We start from the raw sequence: 20154 nt of genomic DNA on the forward strand, positions 1-20154 counted from the left end.
GCTGCCAGAATGTTGTATAATATATGTTGCGCTTTATTATTCTTAGGAGGTTGCTGACTTGAATCAAGCAAACCCGTTTATATATGCATCGGATAACAAACGATATCATACTTGGAATTATCACTTACGCAATCACTTTGGACATAAAGTTTTTAAGGTTGCTCTAGACGGCGGTTTTGACTGTCCGAACCGTGATGGCACCGTCGCACATGGAGGCTGTAGCTTCTGCAGTGTCTCTGGATCGGGAGACTTTGCAGGTAACCGCGTTGAGCCGCTCGACGTCCAGTTTAAGAAAGTCAGTGAACGAATGCATCATAAATGGAAAGACGGAAAGTATATGGCCTATTTCCAAGCGTTCACGAATACGCATGCACCCGTGGCAGAGCTTCGTGAAAAATACGAAAGCGTACTGACTCAAGAGGGTGTCGTCGGCCTCTCCATTGCAACACGGCCGGACTGTCTGCCAGATGATGTAGTCGAATATTTAGCGGAACTGAACGAGCGCACTTACCTCTGGGTGGAGCTTGGCCTGCAGACCGTTCATGAAAAAACCGCCACGATGATCAACCGTGCTCATGATTTTGATTGCTACAAAGAAGGCGTTGATAAACTGCGCAAACATGGCATTCGAGTTTGCTCCCACATCATTAATGGCCTTCCTCAAGAAGACTACGAAATGATGATGGAAACAGCTCGTGAAATCGCGAAACTAGATGTGCAGGGCATTAAGATTCACTTACTTCATCTATTAAAAGGGACGCCCATGGTCAAGCAATATGAAAAGGGCCAGCTTGAATTTCTTGACCGAGACGATTATGTCAATCTTGTTTGTGATCAGTTGGAAATAATCCCTCCTGAAATGATCGTTCACCGCATAACTGGAGACGGTCCGATTGATTTGATGATTGGCCCGATGTGGAGCGTCAATAAATGGGATGTATTGAATGCTATTGATGCCGAATTGAAACGCCGCAACAGCTGGCAGGGGAAAAATTATCATATGGAGGTACCATCACGATGAAGCTGGATCGCATTTTGCCATTCGCAAAACTTCTGCTTGAAAAAGCAGTTCAACCCGGGGACATTACCGTTGACGGCACTATGGGCAACGGCTTTGACACTGTCTTTCTTGCAGGACTAACTGGTGAAAAAGGGCATGTCTATAGTTTTGACATCCAAGAAGATGCCATTCAAATCACAGCAGCTAAACTGAAGGCTGAAAGTATGCATGAACGCTGCACTCTTGTTCATGACGGACACGAGCAGATGAACAAATACATCAGCAAAGAACATTTTGGGAATATTACTGGAGCTATTTTTAACCTGGGCTACCTTCCTGGTGGAGACAAATCAATCGTCACCCAAGCTAATACAACGATATCTGCAATTGAACAGCTTTTCGAAATGATGGCTCCCGAAGGTATCATCATCCTCGTCATCTATCACGGTCATCCAGAAGGTGCTACGGAACGGGACGCATTATTACACTATGTTCAGGATCTCCCTCAGCAAAAAGCCCATGTCCTGAAATATGACTTCATTAATCAAACCAATAATCCGCCATTCATAGTGGCAATTGAAAAGAGATAACCACAATTAACACCGTTCATTAAAACGGTGTTTTTCATATTCATCGAAAATCATTCCCATGTGTTATGAGTAAGCAATAGTACACATGTTACAGGGCAAGCCAGTGACTATTACCAAAAAATATGATTTTTTTCCTCTTTGTTAAAGCAAACTTCCTGATAAGAATGAACAAAAAAAGCAGTCATTACTAAATTCGCTCTAGATTACATTTACTTTGAACACCTTTCCCCTTAGATAAGTTGAGATATATTCATCCCCTTGTTAAAGGGATACTATTCTTATTGCAAACAAATTATCTTAAAATATTACCAAACAGAACTTTTTGAATTTTTAGTCTATAACTATTATAATGATTAAAAACAGATAAGTAGGTGCAGAAAAATGGAACATTTGTCGACTGCAATACTGACAGATATATTGACTGAAAAAATCAAACGAGACACAAGTGAGGAATATGGAGAATTTGTCAGCTCCCTTAACTCATTAACAGAGAAACAAACAACGGTAGAAGACCTGAAACAGTTTGAAAATCATTTTGATAAATTCCTGCCTCAACTCGATTTAGTGATTTCCACTCAAGGACATGAAGAGATCATGAATATGAAGGCGACCCTCTTAGACCTATTCGCGAATGACTTAAGCTTCAAATCAATTTACCTTTTGTCTGCTGCCTTATCCAATAAAAAAGAGCTTACACACTTGAACCAATTTATGTATCCGGTTACTTATTGGGCACCCGTCATTAAGTCGAACGAATTACTTACAAACGCTGGATAAAACAAAAAAGCTGCTGATAATCGCTTCAGCAGCTTTTTATATTTATCCAGCAGTATGTACCTTCAAACAACATACCCTAATATTTTTAAACGATTTTCAACAAAACTCAATGCGTATTGGAATACGTCATCCCGCTCTGGTTCGTTGAAGATTTCGTGATACAGTTTTGGCCATTCTTTGTATTGTTTTTCACTAGCCAAGTTATAATTAAACCACTCACGAACCGCCTTTTTATTCACGATTCGGTCATCTCCGCCTTGCATCAACAAAAGAGGCACATCCTGAAATTCAGGAATCTCTTCAAATGCATCCTTCATAGCCTGTGCAAGCTCACGATACCAGCGAATCGAAACCTTTGTAATGTATAATGTATCATTTTTATCTGATTCACGGACTTCAGAACTTCTCGTAGCCATTTCAGGAGTTAAGCCGGAATCGACTCTGAACTTAGGCATCACGAGGTTCAAACCATGCGAAATGGCTGTTAAGAACTTGCGGGGCTTCGTCACGAGGCCCAGACATGGTGAAGATAAAATCACCCCTGCAATATCCCACTCTTCTTCCTGAAGTAAGCGTATCGAAATCAAACCACCCATGCTGTGTCCAAGCAAAAAGACTGGCAGCGAATATTCGTAGGCATCTTCTATCCAGCTTTTTACTTCGTCTAAATATTCGTCAAAGGAATCGATATGTCCCCGGTAGGCACGAGTTGTCATCCCCTGCCCAGGAAGGTCGCCCATGACAACATGATATCCGGCTGAAAGCCACATTTGTGTTACCCACTTATATCGGCCGTGATGCTCCATTGCCCCATGAATGATGACAATGACGCCTTTTGCGTCTCCTTCTGTCTCCCATTTCCACATTCGAAATCCCCCTTTCACTTTTCTCTTGTTGTATACGATCAATGATAGCTGAAAAATAATATATATAAATTATAACCATATTCATGATTTTCGACAAAAAGGAACTCTAATAAGTTCTACATTTTTATTATAAATAGCCAAGTCTATTTACATACGGTATATTAAAATAATACATAAAAACATCTACTTCGGAAAGGAAATGATTAAAAATGATTATTTATCCATTTAAAGGTAAAGAACCTGAAATCTCTGAAAGCGCTTATATTGCTGAAAATGCAGTCGTGACAGGTGATGTGAAAATCGGCGACGAAACGTCAATCTGGTTTAATACCGTTATACGTGGCGACGTAGCCCCTACTATAATCGGTAATAAAGTAAGTGTACAAGATAACAGCGTTCTTCACCAAAGTCCAAATAATCCATTAATTATTGAGGACGAAGTAACCATCGGCCATCAGGTTATTTTACATAGCTGCAAAGTTCGTAAAGGAGCTCTAATCGGCATGGGGACGATTGTACTTGATGCAGCAGAGATCGGGGAAGGAGCTTTTATCGGTGCTGGAAGTCTTGTTCCCCAAGGCAAAGTCATACCACCAAACACATTGGCATTCGGCCGTCCAGCTAAAGTCGTACGCGAAATTAACGATGAAGATCGCAAGGATATGGAACGTATCGTCCGAGAATATGCTGAAAAAGGACAATACTATAAACATGCAGAACGCATTAAATAATTCATGTAAACTCACGAGTAAACTTGCATAACTCACGAGTAAAACACTAAAATTCACGAGTAAAACTACATAATTCACGAGTAAAACCCAAAACTCACGAGTAAAAACTAAAACTCACGAGTAAAACTAAAATTCACGAGTAAAAAACTACATAATTCACGAGTAAAAAAACTAAATGGCTGGTTTAAATAGGATTTCTTGAATTATTCCCTTAGTCGACAAATTTAATCCATTTCACAATTGAAAAAGGTGCCTCGCTAGTTGCGAGGCACCTTTTACTTTTATTTGATTACGCTTGTGCTTTTAAAATTTCAGCTTTATCTGTGCGTTCCCAAGGAAGATCAACATCTGTACGGCCAAAGTGTCCGTAAGCAGCTGTTTGTTTGTAGATTGGGCGACGAAGATCAAGCATTTTGATGATACCAGCTGGACGCAGGTCGAAGTTAGCGCGTACTAGATCAACTAGTACTTCTTCGCTTACTGTTCCTGTTCCGAATGTATCAATCGAGATTGATACAGGCTCTGCCACACCAATTGCGTATGCCAATTGTACTTCCGCTTTGTCAGCAAGGCCAGCAGCTACGATGTTTTTCGCAACGTAACGAGCAGCGTATGCCGCAGAACGGTCAACTTTTGTAGCATCTTTACCGGAGAATGCACCGCCACCGTGACGAGCGTATCCGCCGTACGTATCAACGATGATTTTACGTCCAGTAAGACCAGCATCCCCTTGAGGTCCGCCAATTACAAAACGGCCAGTTGGGTTAATGAAGTACTTAGTCCCAGCATCGATTAATTCAGCTGGTACAACTGCTTTAATCACATGTTCTTTTAAGTCAGCTTGAATTTGCTCAAGAGTTACCTCTGGATCATGTTGTGTTGAAATAACAATTGTGTCAACTCTTACAGGTTGATTATTTTCATCATACTCCACCGTTACCTGTGTTTTACCATCAGGACGTAAGTAAGCAAGCGTTTCATCTTTACGAACTTGAGACAAACGGAATGAAAGTTTATGAGCTAATGAAATCGGAAGTGGCATAAGCTCTTCTGTTTCATTGCAAGCAAAACCGAACATAAGCCCTTGGTCCCCTGCACCGATTGCATCGATTTCTTCATCTGACATATTTCCTTCACGAGCTTCCAACGCTTTGTCTACGCCAGCTGCGATATCAGCAGATTGCTCATCAATAGAACTCAATACGGCACAAGTTTCAGCATCGAAACCGTATTTCGCACGTGTGTAACCAATTCCTGCAATCGTATCACGAACGATACGTGGAATATCCACATAAGCGGACGTTGTAATTTCACCAGCAACAAGTACAAGACCTGTTGTTACACTTGTTTCACACGCAACACGTGCATTTGCATCCTTAGCAAGGATAGCATCTAAAATGGAATCTGAAATCTGATCACAAATCTTGTCCGGATGGCCCTCTGTAACAGATTCAGAAGTAAATAGACGTTTCTTTGACATCATATTTCCTCCTTGGAAGTTAGTATGTTGTAGGCAAAAGCCTGATTTTTTTACGGAACTCGTTTTCCCTTATTAGCTTCAACTATAGACACAGAATTACTAAAAAACACAAAAACCTTCCCTGGCAAATGAGGAAAGGTTTAAAATTCTGTCATCTATCCTTTCACTCTTATCGTTCAAGGGTTTTTTACCTTGCTCAGGTTAGCACCATCACCACTATTCCTTGAAGAACTATCGCTTTATTTTCGGCGATTGATCTTGGAGTCAAGTTCAATATGGCAGGTTGCTGGGTTTCAAAGGGCCTGTCCCTCCACCAACTCGGGATAAGAGAATCCGTACAATTTAAGATATTATCGTATTTGGTCGGAATCTGTCAATGCTTTTCGAAAAAGAACATTTTTCCCCATCACAGCTTTCACGATAAAAAATGTGCTAATCCTCTGTCATTATTGGATTTTCGATGTAGAAAACAAACGAAAATGTAGAAAATTACCATAGATAAAAGAACTTGAAAAATCTGACTTCGAACCGCATAATAACTTTTTAGGATTTTGCCTTTTGATGTAATAGCAAGTTGTTCTTTTCTTAATTTCTTCCTATTAATTAAAAGAATAAAACCTTTTTTATATTCCTGAAACGAGACCCATTCGATCAAGATTCTAATCTTGATAATGGGCTTTCTTCCTAATTACACCACCCAGTTCAGATTCCTCCATTCAAGTATATGCAGGAACCCGAACTCGGTTCATAACGCATTTTAAAAAATGATTAAGGAAACCATATAAAAAATATCACAAAAAAAATAAATAGTATAGACTATTTAAGTGAATGTGTTATACTAATTGTAATATAAAAACTTAAAACAAAGGAAGGTACCTCATATATGAATTCTGTAGATGTTTCTAATGAGTTACACCAATTATTGGCAGGAAATAATGTGCAAACTCAACTTTCAGTTCCCCAATTGGTTGAAAAAGTATTAAGCAGAAACGAAGGCGTTCTGACATCAACTGGCGCAGTAAAAGCTGAAACAGGCAAATATACTGGCCGTTCACCTAAAGATAAATATATCGTAGACGAAGCTTCTGTGAAAGACAAAGTAGATTGGGGTTCCGTAAACCAACCAATCTCTGAAGAAGTATTCAATAAACTATATAATAAAGTAGTTGACTACCTAAAAGCAAAAGAAGAGATTTTTGTTTTCAAAGGTTTCGCTGGCGCGGACGAAACATCACGTCTTCCTATCCAAGTTGTAAATGAATATGCATGGCATAATCTTTTCGCTCACACTTTGTTCATCCGTCCAAATGAAGAAGAACTAAGAGGTCACGAATCAGAATTCACGATTCTTTCTGCACCTAATTTCAAAGCAGATCCAGAAGTAGACGGAACTCAATCCGAAACATTCATCATCGTTTCATTTGAACGCCGTACTATCTTAATCGGTGGAACGGAATATGCAGGTGAAATGAAAAAATCGATCTTCTCAATCATGAACTACCTACTTCCAGAGGCTGGAATCCTTCCAATGCATTGCTCTGCTAACGTAGGACGTGAAGGAGATGTCGCTTTATTCTTCGGACTGTCTGGTACTGGTAAAACAACTTTATCTGCAGACACTAATCGCAAACTGATTGGTGATGACGAGCACGGCTGGTCTTCTAACGGTGTATTCAACATCGAAGGCGGCTGCTATGCAAAAACAATTAACCTTTCACGTGAAAAAGAACCGCAAATTTTCGATGCCATCCGTTTCGGTGCCGTATTGGAAAACGTAGTTGTTGACCCGGAAACACGTGAAGCAAACTACGATGATAGTTCATTAACAGAAAACACTCGTGCTGCATACCAAATGCAAGCGATTGATAACATCGTGAACCCAAGTATCGCAGGACACCCAAATACAATCATTTTCTTAACTGCTGATGCTTCAGGCGTACTGCCTCCAATCAGCAAACTTTCTAAAGAACAAGCAATGTTCCATTTCCTAAGTGGGTACACAAGTAAATTGGCTGGTACTGAAAGAGGAGTAACTTCACCAGAAGCTACATTCTCAACATGCTTCGGTTCACCATTCTTACCTCTTCCTGCTACACGCTATGCTGAAATGCTTGGAGATAAAATTGACGAGCATAGCGCAAAAGTATACCTTGTCAACACTGGATGGACTGGCGGTGCATACGGAACTGGTAGCCGTATGAAACTTGCTTACACTCGTGCAATGGTACAAGCAGCACTTGAAGGCGAATTAGCAAACATCGAGACTATCAAAGACGATATCTTCGGTTTGGATATTCCACTTCATGTTCCTGGTGTTCCTGACGAAGTGCTTCAACCAATCAAGACTTGGGCAGATCCTGCTGCATATAAACAAACAGCAACAGCTCTTGCTGCTCAATTCCGTGCAAACTTTAAAAAATTCGGAAACGTTCCAAGTGAAATTGAAGAACTTGGCGGTCCGACTGCTTAATCTTAATAAATAGAAAACAAAAGGACCAAGCGAAACTTGCTTGGTCCTTTCTTTATAAACTGACTAATCTAAACGATAAATCGGCCATCACGATCTTACTCCTGTAAAAGCCACATTAACCTGAAGCGCCAGTATTTTTGAATTAAAAACAGCCAAGAGGCTGTCTCCTATGTTCCAGCTGGTGTCTTATCCCCTTTGTTTCACAAAAGCCCAGACAAAGGTCTCCTGAGCCAAATCCTCTACAGCCTTGTTTGCCAATATAATAAACTAGAAAGTTCATCATACTTTTTTCATACGTATGATTCCACTCCCTCTTGGTCCGCCACCTATAAATAGGGAGAAGGTGGCGCCAAGCCAACCAATTCTGCTCTTCCCATGTCCCATAGGAAGTCATATTTACAGAACATATAATAATTATCCGATCCCTATTATTATTTCAAATGATTTTTTTAACATGTTGCACAACTATAAAGGGTGCTGACTGAGTCAACACCCTTTAGATCCCTATCATATCCGGCCTTGCAGAATCAGTTGTTTATTAGATAATCATTTTTTTCCTTACTTCTTTCAAATGTTCTGTTTTATATTCGAATACATTGCCTAAGTTGGCAATTTGGATGTTATGTTTATTAGCATCAATGCAATTCCGAGTATCCAAAATCATTTTATGAGCCATCTTGTTCGATAGTTTATCATAATCCATTTCTTTAAATTCATTATGATCGGTTAAGACAAGAATCAGGTCGGCATCTTTTACAGCGTCTTCGACAGAAACGACTGGCATTTTCCCAGATTGGACATGTGGGTCATGCAAGGATACTTCCACCTGATCCATGCTCATTAGTATATTTACAACATCAATGGCCGGGCTTTCACGGATATCATCTACATTTCCTTTGTAGGCAAGTCCAAAAACCGCTACCTTTGGTTTACGGATCCCCTCAAGTAACATCCTGACACAATTGACGATATAATACGGCATCGAAACGTTCGTGTCGCGGGCTAATTTGATGATTCTAGCTGTCTCAGGAGCTTTAGCGACAATGAAATAAGGATCGACCGCGAGACAATGTCCACCTACCCCTGGTCCTGGTTGATGAATATTTACACGTGGATGCTTATTTGCCATTGATATGACATCTAATACATTGATATCCAATTCGAAGCAAACTTTAGCCAACTCATTCGCAAGAGCAATATTAACATCACGGAAGGTATTTTCCATCAGCTTGGACATTTCAGCCGTTTTCGCATCCGTACGAATGATTTCCCCTTTAACAAAAGTTTCATAGACAAGACTTCCTTTATAGGAGCAGGCTTCTGTGATGCCGCCGACTATTCGGTTATTATGAACCAATTCTTCTAGAATTCTCCCTGGCAAGACACGTTCCGGACAATGTACGAGAAAGATGTCTTTCCCGATCGTTAGCCCTGTCATCTCAATCAATGGCTTGATATGATCATCCATGCTCCTTGGTGCAATCGTCGACTCGATAATGATGACATTTCCCTTCTGAACAAAAGGAAGAATCCTTGAAGTTGCTTGCATAACATAGGTAAGATCACAGGATTGGTGTTGATCTTCATTGTTTGGAGTTGGGACCGCAATGATGAAAACATCCGCAGACTCCGGATTCAAGGTAGCACGAAATCGTTTAGCATCTAGCACTTCATCTAACACTTCTTCTAGTCCAGGTTCTTCAATATGGAGCTTTCCATTATTCAATTTAGTAATAACATCAGGATGGATATCCACGCCAACAACATCTACACCGTGTTTTGCGAACATTAAAGATGTTGGAAGTCCTATATAACCTAGTCCCATTGTACATAATTTCATAATAACCACTCCTCATCATATTTTCTTCTAGTATTCTAGTTTTTGTTAAGCTGATTGATAGATTTGGATGAAGATTTCTTTCTCTTGTTTCCAATTGTATTTAAGGCGGGCATTCAGACAGTTGCTGCTCATTTCCGCTCTTTTTTCTGGATGTTTTAATAAATAATTGACTCCGTCCGCAATAGAACGGGGATCATGGGAGTCGACACACACACCAATTTTCTCAGTCTCGACTACCTTTTGAATTTCTGGAAAGCTACAGGCGATGACGGGTACTCCGCTCATCATATATTCAAATAACTTATTGGAAGAAGCAGAATAATGATTAAAGCAGACATTATTCAATACCTGAAAACCTAAATATGCATTTTTCGTATAATGAAGCAAATCGTCAACCGGCACCTTCGGGATAAATTTCACCCGATGTTCGAGACCCATTGCCTCTACCTTTTTTATTAACTCAGGCTTGATCTTTCCATCTCCAATAAAAACTAGCGTTCCTGCTTCCATCATCGGCACAGCCTCAACCACTTTCTCTAACCCCCTGCCCGTTTGAATGCCGCCTTGATATAACAATATCGGCTCGTCCTCTGGCAGCATGAGCAACTCGTGTAAATCCACGACTGTACTTTCCTCAGGCAATGTAGGGATTGGGTAGTTATGGACCACTTTCGGATACAGACCGTATAAGTCTTCATTATATTTAGCACGAGTATGATTTTCGGCGATCATTTCGTCGACAAATTTTAATAGAAACTTCTCTTGTATCCCGTAAATCCGGCTATTATAACCGGTTCTGCTTGTTTGAACTTCATGAGAGTCATATATGAGCTTTTTACGTCTTAGAAATTTACTGCTGATTGCTCCCTGCATTAACGTATTCAAATCATTCGAATGGTAAAAGTCATACCTCTTTTTCCGGCCGTAATGAACCATTTGAAAAAAAATATAGCTTCTTGTCAAAAGAATCGGTAGTTTCGTTTTCGTAACAATTGTGGCGATTATTGCAAGAAGCGCCATAACACCGACTAATACGACAGTACTGATCCAGCCCGTTATCAGGTTCATGTTCAACAAGGTATTCCAAACCAATAAGGTGAGAACAGTCAATTCAAACATCTTATTTTTTGTTTTTTTTACGATATTAAGTACTCTATTAAGTCTTTCCCAGCGATTATTCACTCGAATGACATTAAATCCATTTTTATGTTTCTCTTTTTTGGGTAATTCTTCATTTTTCCAGTTATGAATCGCAATTAAGTCGACTTCATAACCTGCTTCGGTAAGAGCAGTGCATTCCCTTAGAACCCGTGCATCGTTGGTAAAATGATTCCACACAAACATACATACCGTCTTCGCCATTTTTACCTCCACTTTTCCAGATATCCGTCAGCTAGATGCTTCCATCACGTTAATGAGCCCTTGAATATTTTTTGACCATAGAAAATTTTGTTCCGCATATCGATGGCCATTTTCACCAAGCTCTTCGCGTAAAGCTTTCTCAGAAGCCATTGTTAGAATATGTTGACTGATTTCATCAACCTTTCTACTATCTGCCACCATCCCGCATTGCGCTTCTGAAATCATTTGTCTGGCACGCCCGGCGACATCACCGACAATCGGTTTTCCGACGCACATATAGTCGATTATTTTTCCAGGCAGCACCTTGTTAAAGACATCCTTCTCAACTAAGCTTACATACGCAATATGGGAAGAGGATACTTCATTAAGAGTCACCCTCCTATTCATCGCTTTGATGACCTTTATATTGGTCAAGCCTTTAGAGGAAATCTCGTCTTGGACTTCGGACATTCGATATCCATATCCAATAATCGTAAACTCAATTTGTTTATGTTCTTTCAGTTTTTCAGCCACTTCTATTAACTTTTTAATATCTTGGGCAAGTCCGATATTACCCGTATAAACGACTTTAATTCTGTTTTCCGAAATGGGTGGAAGTCTTTTTTTCAAGTTCAGCTCGTCTGCAGTGAGCGAGTTTGGAATGAATTGGATATCATCATTCTTGACTCCTTTTGAAAGGATATAATCCCTAAATCCAGGACTATTGATGATAATTTGATTAGAGTGCTGATATATTTTTCTTTCAAGGAAAAAAGCCATTTTCAAGATCCACTTATTCGTGAATACGCCTACTCCCTGCAGTGATTCGGGCCATAAGTCTCTTACATCGGTTATTAGCTTTGCCTTCATCTTTTTCTTGGCAATCAATGCCGCAAATATCGGGAAAATAGGTGGTGTCGTGACAAACACATAGTCATATTTTTTTTCCAGTCGAATGATTGTGTAAATGAAAAGCCACATCGCTTCCAAATAATGAAGCAAGCGTCTCCCCATATTGCTTGTATACCTCTTCACTTTATCTGGTTGAATCCTGATGATATCTTTCTCCTCAATATCGACTTCATCCCAAAAATGGGCATCTTGATATAAACTTTGGTGAGGATAACTCGGCTTCAAAGTGATGACTGTTACCTCATAGCCGCTTCGCTTCAAATTGAGATATACATTTTTCATCCTGTTTCCTGCACTCCCAATTTCAGGATAAAAGTTTTGTACAATCATCAGGACACTTTTCATATGAGCCTATCACCTCTATTCTTAAAATGTTCATCGTCCTGCTTTTTATTGTAAATGGACGATATTAAGTGGGGATTAAAGAAATATAAAGGTCTTATTAACTTTGTAAATATTCTGTTAATTGTTGTGTCAAAAAATTTTTTCTTAAGAACAACTCGTTATAATAGGGAGGAAATAAAGAAAGCGAGGAAATCATAATGCCTAAAAATCGTTTAAAGGTCATGACTGTGTTTGGGACAAGACCAGAGGCCATTAAAATGGCACCTGTCGTATTGGAGTTGAAAAAGCATCAAGAGTCGATTGAAAGCATTGTAGTGGTCACCGCCCAGCATCGGGATATGCTTGATCAAGTCCTGCAATGTTTCCAAATAAGACCAGACTACGATTTGAATATGATGAAAGAAAGACAAACATTAGAAGAGATCACAACTCGCGGGATTGGGGAACTGAGCGCTCTTATGAAAGAACTACAACCCGATATCGTGCTAGTTCATGGAGATACAACGACGACTTTCATCGCCAGCTTAGCCGCTTTTTATAATAAAATTCAAATTGGTCATGTTGAGGCTGGTCTTCGGACTGGTAATAAGTATTCTCCGTATCCTGAAGAAATGAATAGACAGCTGACAGGCGTCTTAGCTGATTTGCATTTTGCCCCGACAAATCAAGCAGCAGAAAATCTCATTTTGGAAAACAAAAAGAGTGATTCTATCTATATTACCGGCAATACAGCCATCGATGCTTTGAAAACAACAGTACGGAAAGACTATGAGCATCCAATTCTATCTGGTTTGAATGGAGATCGTATGCTATTGATGACAGCGCACAGACGAGAAAATATCGGAAAACCAATGGAAGAAATATTCCGTTCCGTCAAACGACTGCTTGAAGATCACATGGATATCCAAGTCGTTTTCCCACTTCATAAAAACCCAGTAGTCCGTGAAATTGCTTATCGGATTTTTGGTGAAACGGAAAGACTTCACTTAATAGAGCCGCTTGAGGTGCTTGATTTTCATAATTTTGCGGCGCATGCCCATTTAATACTGACAGATTCCGGAGGGGTGCAAGAAGAAGCTCCTTCACTTGGCGTTCCTGTCCTTGTGTTACGCGATACGACAGAACGGCCAGAAGGAATTGAGGCTGGTACCCTTTTATTGGCAGGAATTGAGGAAGAACGAATTTATCAATTAGCCACAGACTTACTTACAAATGAAGAAACCTATAAAAAAATGGCGACAGCTTCTAACCCATATGGAGATGGATTTGCCTCGAAGCGAATAGTCGAAATACTTTTAGAGAAATTGAGTGCTGATAACAATAAGATGATAAATCGGCCAACCCTCTCATCCTAATTTTTATCATTTATTAACGTTAGAAAGAACGATAAATCAAAAGAAGAAGCCTAACACTCTTCAAGAGGTTGCTAGGCTTTTTCTAATTCTTCTTATATATTAGATTTTAAAATGATTCACTTCCATTTTAAGACTCTCGGCCAGGGTTGCTAGTGATTGAGCGCCTTCAGAAATCTGTTCAGTCGCTGCATGCTGTTCTTCAGTTGCAGCACTTGTATCATTTGCCCTTTCTGCTGAAGTAACCGCTATTTCTTTTATTGCATTCGCACCAGCGGCTACATCCTTGGTCATCGCTTGAATTTCTTCTATAGCAGAGGATACGGATTCAATTTGCTCACTCACTCCTCCAACTGCGGATTTAATATGATTGAACACCTGGAGTGAGTTTGCTGAAGCAGAAAGTCCATCTTCTGCTTTCTTACTTCCAATATTAATTGATTCGACGCCTTTTTCGGTAGCTTCTTCGATCAATTTGACCATTTTTTCAATTTCTGAGGCTGATATTTTTGATTGTTCAGCAAGTTTTCTAACTTCATCAGCCACTACTGCAAAACCCTTTCCATTTTCTCCGGCACGGGCCGCTTCAATTGCAGCATTTAATGCCAGTAAGTTTGTTTGCTCAGAAATGTCCGTAATTAATGTCGTAACTCTTTGAATTTCACTTGAATGCTTCGACATTACTTCCATTATGCTCGCTGACTCGTGAATCGTAGTGTTTATATTATTCATTTGGGTAGTTACATCATCTATAATGTTAGATCCTTGTTGAACAAGTGAATTCACAGATTCTGCGGAGGTAAGCATTTCGACATTACTTTCGGTGATCTGCTCGATAGCTGCAGCCATCTCATTCATAGAGTTTACTGAGTTCTCTACTATAGTGACCTGCCGAGCTGTCCCTCTCATATTTTCTTCAGCAGTTGTTGCGACCATCTCCGAAGAAGCCAGGCTTTCTTCAGAGCTTGCCGACATTTGTTCTGCTTGAACCGCAAGTTGTGACGAAGAATCCCTCATATTTAAGACAATCGCTTTAAGTTCCGCAACCATTTTATTAAAAGCACCGGCCATTTCACCAATTTCGTCTTTGTTTCGAATCCTAATTTCTTCTATCTGTAAATTACCGCCTGCAACTTGACCAATTGCTTCTGTAAGTTTGCGAACCGGGCGAGAAATACTGCGACTCAGGACGATTGGTAAAATAATACTAAGGATAAATCCAAAGATTATTAGCAATACAATAATTCTTTCCATATCCTTTACTTTCTCGTTCAAATCTTCCCGAGTCTCTTGTAAATAAGCATTTTGATTGTCACTTAGTTTTTCAGCTTTTTCCAAGATTGTTTTTTCCAAGATACTTGCTTTATCCGTTTTCTCAGTTATATCTAGATCCTTCGCACTATCGCCTTGCTGCATGCTGATAATTATCTCTTCAGCCAATTCCATATATTCAAGTTTTGCGTTATGTATCTCTTCCAACAATTCGATATCGTCTTGTGATGTAAATGTTTTTCCAAGATTTTCGTAAGCCTCCTCAAACATTTCGTTTTTAACTACTCTATTTTCCAAATATGTAGAATCCTTATAGATAATATAACCACGAACATCATTTGAAACAGCTTGCTGTTTGTTAATCATTTCATCTACCAGATTGATCTTTTTTACTCGATCATCCAATAAAAAAGTATATTGTTTATTCAAATCGGTGATGATCCAGAGATAAAAGAAACCTATAGTCATAAGGAATATAAGTATAGACAAAAAACCTGCCCATAATTTTTTTGATACAGATAATTTCACGTTAAACACCCTCCAATTAATCAAAAATTTTTAATTTTCAAACTCTATCAATAATATCGGTTGCATAGTGCCTTTTTTCTAGTCAGTTCACTAAAACACAATAAAATAAACCTATATCAAAAAACTAAGCGGTTTGGGGTAAAGTAAAAAAGAAGATATGATAATAAAGCGGGAAGTGTTGATCAGCATCGTCCATTTGAGGCTTCGTAAAACAGCATGAAACATCCTTTTCGGCTTGCAAATTAGCGTCAAACCTAGTACTCAATTGCATCTTTTGATTACTTCACCTTTAGTAACTTTACGATTTAAAACTAAGCAAAAAAGACCACCAAATTGGTGATCTTTAGGAATTTCTAATTTTCATCTTATCCCTTAATTAACCGGACATTTTTTCCAAAGTTTGAACCTACGCTTTTTAAATAAAGTAAGACGGTTAAGAATATGACTACCTCAGATAATGGAATGGCCAGCCATGCTGCATTTATTCCAAATATAAGCGGCAATGTTAGCAGGAATAACAGCATGAAAATAAATTCGCGTCCAATCGTAATCCAAGCGGCCATCTTTACTTGCCCAATTGATTGGAAATAGGTCATCATAACGAAGTTGACTCCCATTAGGATATATCCGCTAAAGAAGATTCTAATTCCAATTGTAGCAAGTTCTTTTACATCTTGAGAAAAGTCTCCGAATAAATCTACAATATAAGGTGCCGCCACTTGTCCCACCAGGGTAATGGATATTCCTGCACCAATTGCTGTGAAAATGGCAATGCGAACCGTTTCGCTCTTCCGCTTTTCATCTTTTGCACCATGATAATAACTTACTAGTGGCTGTATTGCCGACCCGATGCCAAGAAACATCAACAGCATAACACTATGTGCATAATTGACAATAGAAAATGCAGCTAATCCGTCGGTACCAGCAAGGCGCGAGAACGCATTATTATGAGCAATAGTAAAGACTGATACACCTATCTCAGCTAAGAAACTAGGAAAGCCAATCATCATTGTCATAATGAAAAGTGACTTTTCAAAACGAAACTTGACGAGGCGAAGCGTGTTCTTCTTCGTGAAAAAGTGCGTGCTGAGAACCAGTATGCCCAAGGCAGCTGCAATGATTGTTCCGTATGCAATCTCGCGCACCCCTAAATCTAGTACATACAGGATAATGAAGTTCAAAACGAAATTGGAAATGGCTGTGACGATAAGAGATGCCATGGCCAGATTCGGATTACCATTGTTCCTGACGAATATACTTAAGGTGTTTTCTAGGGTGAAAACAAAACCCAGCATTAAGAATACGTTCATGTAGTCCGTTGCAAAGGGAGCGGTTGCTTCATTGGCCCCTAGTGCATAAACAAGCTGATGGTGAAAAGCGTAGGCAATCAGACCAATGATTACGGTGAATATTGTGATTAGAATGATGGAATGGGTGAAAATAAAGCGTGCCCGATTATAATCCTTTGCCCCCATGCTTTGTGAATAAAGCGTTGCGCCGCCTACCCCGATCCAAATCGACATCGCTACAAAGATTGTATAAATGGGCCCTGCAATATTAACTCCTGCAAGGGCAACCGATCCAAGCTTATTGCCGACCATCACGCCATCGACAACAAAGTTCAATGCCATCAATACCATTCCGATCATAGAAGGAATCAGATAGCGCAGAAAGACCTTTCCTGTCGATTCTATCTCCAATAGATTTTGTTGTTGTTTTTCTCTTAATGACATTTATACCATCTCCTGCTATTGACCTTACTTTGAAATTCCTCTCCAAAAAATAGTCCATGACGCCGCAAGTTTTTCCGCAATTCGGTCTGGATTATCGGCATAAACAAGTTCGACCATAATGGCCACGATGATGCCTGAATACGCCAGTGTCAGGGTTCGCGCATCTCCTGAGTTTAAAACCCCAGCGGATATCCATGTTCTGAATATCTTTTCCATTAAGGCTTCCTGTTGAACCTGAAGATCATCAGTCTCTTTCTGAATTTCACTGTATAGATGTGTTGGTGGAAAGAACCCCATACGAAGCCAGAACTTTAAACTCTCAACCTCCTGGAACATCTTTATCATTTCTTCCAAAAATCCGTATAGCGTCTTTTCCGGATCACTTTTTTTCATGATATTGAAATACTCAACATAAAACGAAAGTTCCATTTCCTTGGCGTCTTTAAGTACAGATAAAAACAGATCGTCTTTCCCTTTAAAATGAGAATATATTGATTGTTTTTTTATCCCAACATCTTCGGCAATTTGAGAAAGTGAAGTACCCTCATAACCATGAATCGTAAAATATTTGAGTGCTGCTTTTTTTATTTCATCGCTTTTCATAATGTTCACCTTTCATTGCTGAATATTATTTTCTGTATTTCTGATAAACCTATCATAACCTAACGAACGTTCGTCAGGCAAGTTCTTTCATTTTGGAAATTTAAGGTTTACCTCCTATTGAAATAAAGATTGGTCCGATTGAAACCATTCTATAAAGGAGGGTTCATGCTGCTACATTATTCCCTAGTATTAAAAGGATTATAATGTCTACCTGTCGAAATGATAGTCATAATAAAAAGGAGGGTTCAAATGAAACATCAGATTACCCCATACTTAACATTTGATGGACAAGCTAGAGATGCATTAGCATTTTATGAGGAAGTATTTCAAGCAGAGGTTTTTAATATACAATCATACGGGGAAGCTGATTTCCCAACACCTGAAGAAGCAAATGATAGGATCTTGCATGCTAAGATTAAAAAAGGTTAGTTATTGGTTATGGTATCTGATACGTTTCCTGGAAATCCCCTTGAGGTCGGGACCAATATTTCTCTCGTGCTGGAGTGTGAAAGCGAATCAGAGATCCAGCATTTATACGAGACATTGCGTGAAAATGGAACAACCTTAATGGAACTTCAAGATACCTTTTGGGGTGCACGATTTGCTAAAGTCAAGGATTGCTTTGGCGTTCATTGGGACTTGAATTACACAAAATGAATCAAAAAAATGGCCGAAAAATACCAATAGTATTTCCGGCCATGTATTATTATTTAAAGTCTTTATTTTTGGTGAAAAAGTCTAAATGAACATATCAAAATAATATCATATATTACTCTTTTGAATGCCTCTTATTAAATCACGTGAAGATAATTCAAGACATTTTTGCCGATCAGTAAAATGGTGACGCAAATAAATAATATACGTACATAGGCAGCACCTTTTTTTATCGCAAAGTTCGATCCTACTAATGCTCCGACAACCATTGCGAGGCCCATCGGAATTCCATAGACAAAATTGACTGACCCCATTGATAAGAAAATAATAAGTGCGGCAATATTGCTACCAAAATTAAGTACTTTTGCATTTCCAGCAGCCTGAACAAAATCAAATCCAATAATCAAAAATGAAAACAATAAAAAAGAGCCTGTACCAGGACCAAGAAAACCATCGTAAAAACCAATAGCAAATATTGCGATGATCAACATAATCATTTTCTTTCGTTTTAACCCTTTATATTTTGCGTCTTTACCCCAATCCTTTTTTAAAATCGTATAAATTGCGACGATAACTAATAAGATTAATATGAGCGGCTTTAGGATTTCAGGGGAAACAAAATGAACCACATATGCCCCTAGAATCGCACCAATCACAGTAAGCGGAAAAAGCTTCATGACAAATTTGAAATTCACTTTTCCAGCTCGAATAAATGAGATTGTACTCGTTAAAGAGCCCATCGAGCTTGCCAATTTATTAGTAGCAAGGGCTGCTGAAGGTGATATCCCTGTAAATAATAAAGCAGGAATGGAAATTAACCCTCCTCCGCCTACAACAGAGTCAATGAACGCAGCAATAAAACCAGCAAGTATTAAAAACAGCAAAGTATAGAGATTAATTTCCTCCATATATTCTCCTCCCTTCAAAAACAATAACTCTATTATACTCCCACTTTCTGTATCTGTATTTCTGGAATTTTAATGAAAATGAATTCTACCGATTACTCTTTTTCATTTAGAAATTCAAACAGTTTTCCCTCTGAAGTTACCGTAAAACCGTGTCGTTTTAGCAACGCAGCCGTAACTCCATTCCCAACCTTTTTCTTCCCCTTAAATTCACCATCATAAATCGTCGAACTCCCACAGGATGGACTGTCTTCTTTTAAAACTACAAGTGTGGCACCTACTTCTTGAGCCTTTTTTAATGTTAAATTTGCCCCCTTTATGTACAAATCCGTTACATCCCTACCAGACTTTTCGATTATTTTTGCTTTCCCATTAAGGACATCTTCACCATCACCGCCAATTATCTCTGCAGGTTCTCTGGGAGTTGAAAAGCCACCAAGCAACTCAGGACATACAGTGATTGCCTTTTTTTCTTCTAACAATCTCAGAATTCTATTATCTAAGCTATGTGTACCATTGTATCTTACCTCTAAACCTGCTAGACAAGAACTTACTAAAATCATTAAAATCACCTCATCATATTAGCTTAACAATATTTTACCATTCTTCTTAAATAATATTATTTGAACGATTAAAATCTGCTGAAGATTGTTATGCTCGATTTATTAGCTACGGGGGTCGATTTATTAGCGTGTAGGACGAATTATTGGCGCCAAGGACGATTTATGAGCGCATAGGTCGATTTATTGGCGTGT

General features: G+C 39.1%; 18 protein-coding genes and 1 riboswitch. Of the genes, 8 read left to right on the forward strand and 10 right to left on the reverse strand.

Annotated features, from left to right (window positions below; all coding sequences use genetic code 11):
• The first annotated feature begins 58 nt into the window (after window positions 1-58).
• The 3 genes from JFV29_RS24605 to JFV29_RS24615 all read left to right on the forward strand — a co-directional run bounded on the left by JFV29_RS24605 (window position 59) and on the right by JFV29_RS24615 (window position 2367).
• On the forward strand, window positions 59-1021 hold the full coding sequence (locus tag JFV29_RS24605) for a TIGR01212 family radical SAM protein (protein WP_201186982.1): 963 nt from the start codon (window positions 59-61) through the stop codon (window positions 1019-1021).
• Window positions 1018-1590 carry a tRNA (mnm(5)s(2)U34)-methyltransferase gene (locus tag JFV29_RS24610; RefSeq protein WP_057215376.1) on the forward strand — a complete coding sequence of 191 codons (573 nt, stop codon included), beginning with the start codon at window positions 1018-1020 and terminating at the stop codon, window positions 1588-1590. The genes JFV29_RS24605 and JFV29_RS24610 overlap by 4 nt, the downstream gene beginning before the upstream one ends.
• A 381-nt stretch (window positions 1591-1971) precedes the next feature.
• Window positions 1972-2367: a hypothetical protein gene (locus JFV29_RS24615; RefSeq protein ID WP_056521175.1), complete on the forward strand. Its 396-nt coding sequence runs from the start codon at window positions 1972-1974 to the stop codon at window positions 2365-2367.
• Between the two features lie 62 nt (window positions 2368-2429).
• Here the strand turns inward: JFV29_RS24615 and JFV29_RS24620 are convergent, their stop codons facing one another.
• Window positions 2430-3233 (reverse strand): alpha/beta hydrolase, encoded by an 804-nt coding sequence (locus JFV29_RS24620; RefSeq protein ID WP_201186983.1) that lies wholly within the window; start codon window positions 3231-3233, stop codon window positions 2430-2432.
• 212 nt (window positions 3234-3445) lie between these two features.
• Here JFV29_RS24620 and JFV29_RS24625 point away from each other — a divergent pair, with 212 nt between their 5' ends.
• Window positions 3446-3964: a gamma carbonic anhydrase gene (locus JFV29_RS24625; protein WP_201188087.1), complete on the forward strand. Its 519-nt coding sequence runs from the start codon at window positions 3446-3448 to the stop codon at window positions 3962-3964.
• A gap of 289 nt (window positions 3965-4253) precedes the next feature.
• Here the strand turns inward: JFV29_RS24625 and metK are convergent, their stop codons facing one another.
• Window positions 4254-5447, reverse strand: a complete 1194-nt coding sequence (metK, locus tag JFV29_RS24630) for a methionine adenosyltransferase (protein WP_201186985.1) — start codon at window positions 5445-5447, stop codon at window positions 4254-4256.
• A 163-nt stretch (window positions 5448-5610) separates the two neighbouring features.
• Window positions 5611-5774, reverse strand: a riboswitch (SAM riboswitch).
• A 553-nt stretch (window positions 5775-6327) separates the two neighbouring features.
• Between metK and pckA the strand changes: the two genes are divergently transcribed.
• Window positions 6328-7914: a phosphoenolpyruvate carboxykinase (ATP) gene (pckA, locus tag JFV29_RS24635; protein ID WP_201186987.1), complete on the forward strand. Its 1587-nt coding sequence runs from the start codon at window positions 6328-6330 to the stop codon at window positions 7912-7914.
• Between the two features lie 538 nt (window positions 7915-8452).
• Here pckA and JFV29_RS24640 read toward each other — a convergent pair.
• Genes JFV29_RS24640 through JFV29_RS24650 form a run of 3 tightly spaced genes read right to left on the reverse strand, consistent with a single transcriptional unit; the run spans window position 8453 to window position 12352 of the window.
• Window positions 8453-9754 (reverse strand): nucleotide sugar dehydrogenase, encoded by a 1302-nt coding sequence (locus tag JFV29_RS24640; protein ID WP_201186993.1) that lies wholly within the window; start codon window positions 9752-9754, stop codon window positions 8453-8455.
• Between the two features lie 45 nt (window positions 9755-9799).
• Window positions 9800-11116 (reverse strand): glycosyltransferase, encoded by a 1317-nt coding sequence (locus JFV29_RS24645; RefSeq protein ID WP_242485370.1) that lies wholly within the window; start codon window positions 11114-11116, stop codon window positions 9800-9802.
• A 27-nt stretch (window positions 11117-11143) separates the two neighbouring features.
• Complete coding sequence (locus tag JFV29_RS24650; RefSeq protein WP_201186994.1) at window positions 11144-12352, reverse strand: glycosyltransferase family 4 protein; 1209 nt, start codon at window positions 12350-12352, stop codon at window positions 11144-11146.
• Window positions 12353-12549: 197 nt separating this feature from the next.
• Between JFV29_RS24650 and wecB the strand changes: the two genes are divergently transcribed.
• Window positions 12550-13707, forward strand: a complete 1158-nt coding sequence (gene wecB / locus JFV29_RS24655; RefSeq protein ID WP_201186995.1) for a non-hydrolyzing UDP-N-acetylglucosamine 2-epimerase — start codon at window positions 12550-12552, stop codon at window positions 13705-13707.
• A 99-nt stretch (window positions 13708-13806) separates the two neighbouring features.
• On the opposite strand, the gene JFV29_RS24660 is transcribed toward wecB, so the two are convergent.
• From JFV29_RS24660 to JFV29_RS24670, 3 genes are all read right to left on the reverse strand, one after another.
• Window positions 13807-15513, reverse strand: coding sequence for a methyl-accepting chemotaxis protein (locus tag JFV29_RS24660; protein ID WP_342366585.1), 1707 nt, complete (start codon window positions 15511-15513; stop codon window positions 13807-13809).
• 356 nt (window positions 15514-15869) lie between these two features.
• Window positions 15870-17237 (reverse strand): MATE family efflux transporter, encoded by a 1368-nt coding sequence (locus tag JFV29_RS24665; protein WP_201186999.1) that lies wholly within the window; start codon window positions 17235-17237, stop codon window positions 15870-15872.
• A 24-nt stretch (window positions 17238-17261) separates the two neighbouring features.
• A complete protein-coding gene (locus tag JFV29_RS24670; RefSeq protein ID WP_201187000.1) occupies window positions 17262-17840 on the reverse strand; it encodes a TetR/AcrR family transcriptional regulator in 579 nt (192 codons plus the stop codon).
• 249 nt (window positions 17841-18089) lie between these two features.
• Between JFV29_RS24670 and JFV29_RS31490 the strand changes: the two genes are divergently transcribed.
• Window positions 18090-18269 (forward strand): hypothetical protein, encoded by a 180-nt coding sequence (locus JFV29_RS31490; RefSeq protein ID WP_342366586.1) that lies wholly within the window; start codon window positions 18090-18092, stop codon window positions 18267-18269.
• 9 nt (window positions 18270-18278) lie between these two features.
• Window positions 18279-18497, forward strand: coding sequence for a VOC family protein (locus JFV29_RS31495; protein WP_342366601.1), 219 nt, complete (start codon window positions 18279-18281; stop codon window positions 18495-18497).
• 134 nt (window positions 18498-18631) lie between these two features.
• Here JFV29_RS31495 and JFV29_RS24680 read toward each other — a convergent pair whose 3' ends face one another.
• Both JFV29_RS24680 and JFV29_RS24685 read right to left on the reverse strand, forming a co-directional pair.
• Window positions 18632-19402 carry a TSUP family transporter gene (locus JFV29_RS24680; protein ID WP_201187002.1) on the reverse strand — a complete coding sequence of 257 codons (771 nt, stop codon included), beginning with the start codon at window positions 19400-19402 and terminating at the stop codon, window positions 18632-18634.
• A 92-nt stretch (window positions 19403-19494) separates the two neighbouring features.
• Window positions 19495-19962: a DUF523 domain-containing protein gene (locus tag JFV29_RS24685; protein WP_201187004.1), complete on the reverse strand. Its 468-nt coding sequence runs from the start codon at window positions 19960-19962 to the stop codon at window positions 19495-19497.
• Window positions 19963-20154 lie beyond the last annotated feature (192 nt).

This window comes from Peribacillus sp. TH16 (assembly GCF_016651095.1).
GTDB lineage: Bacteria > Bacillota > Bacilli > Bacillales > DSM-1321 > Peribacillus > Peribacillus butanolivorans.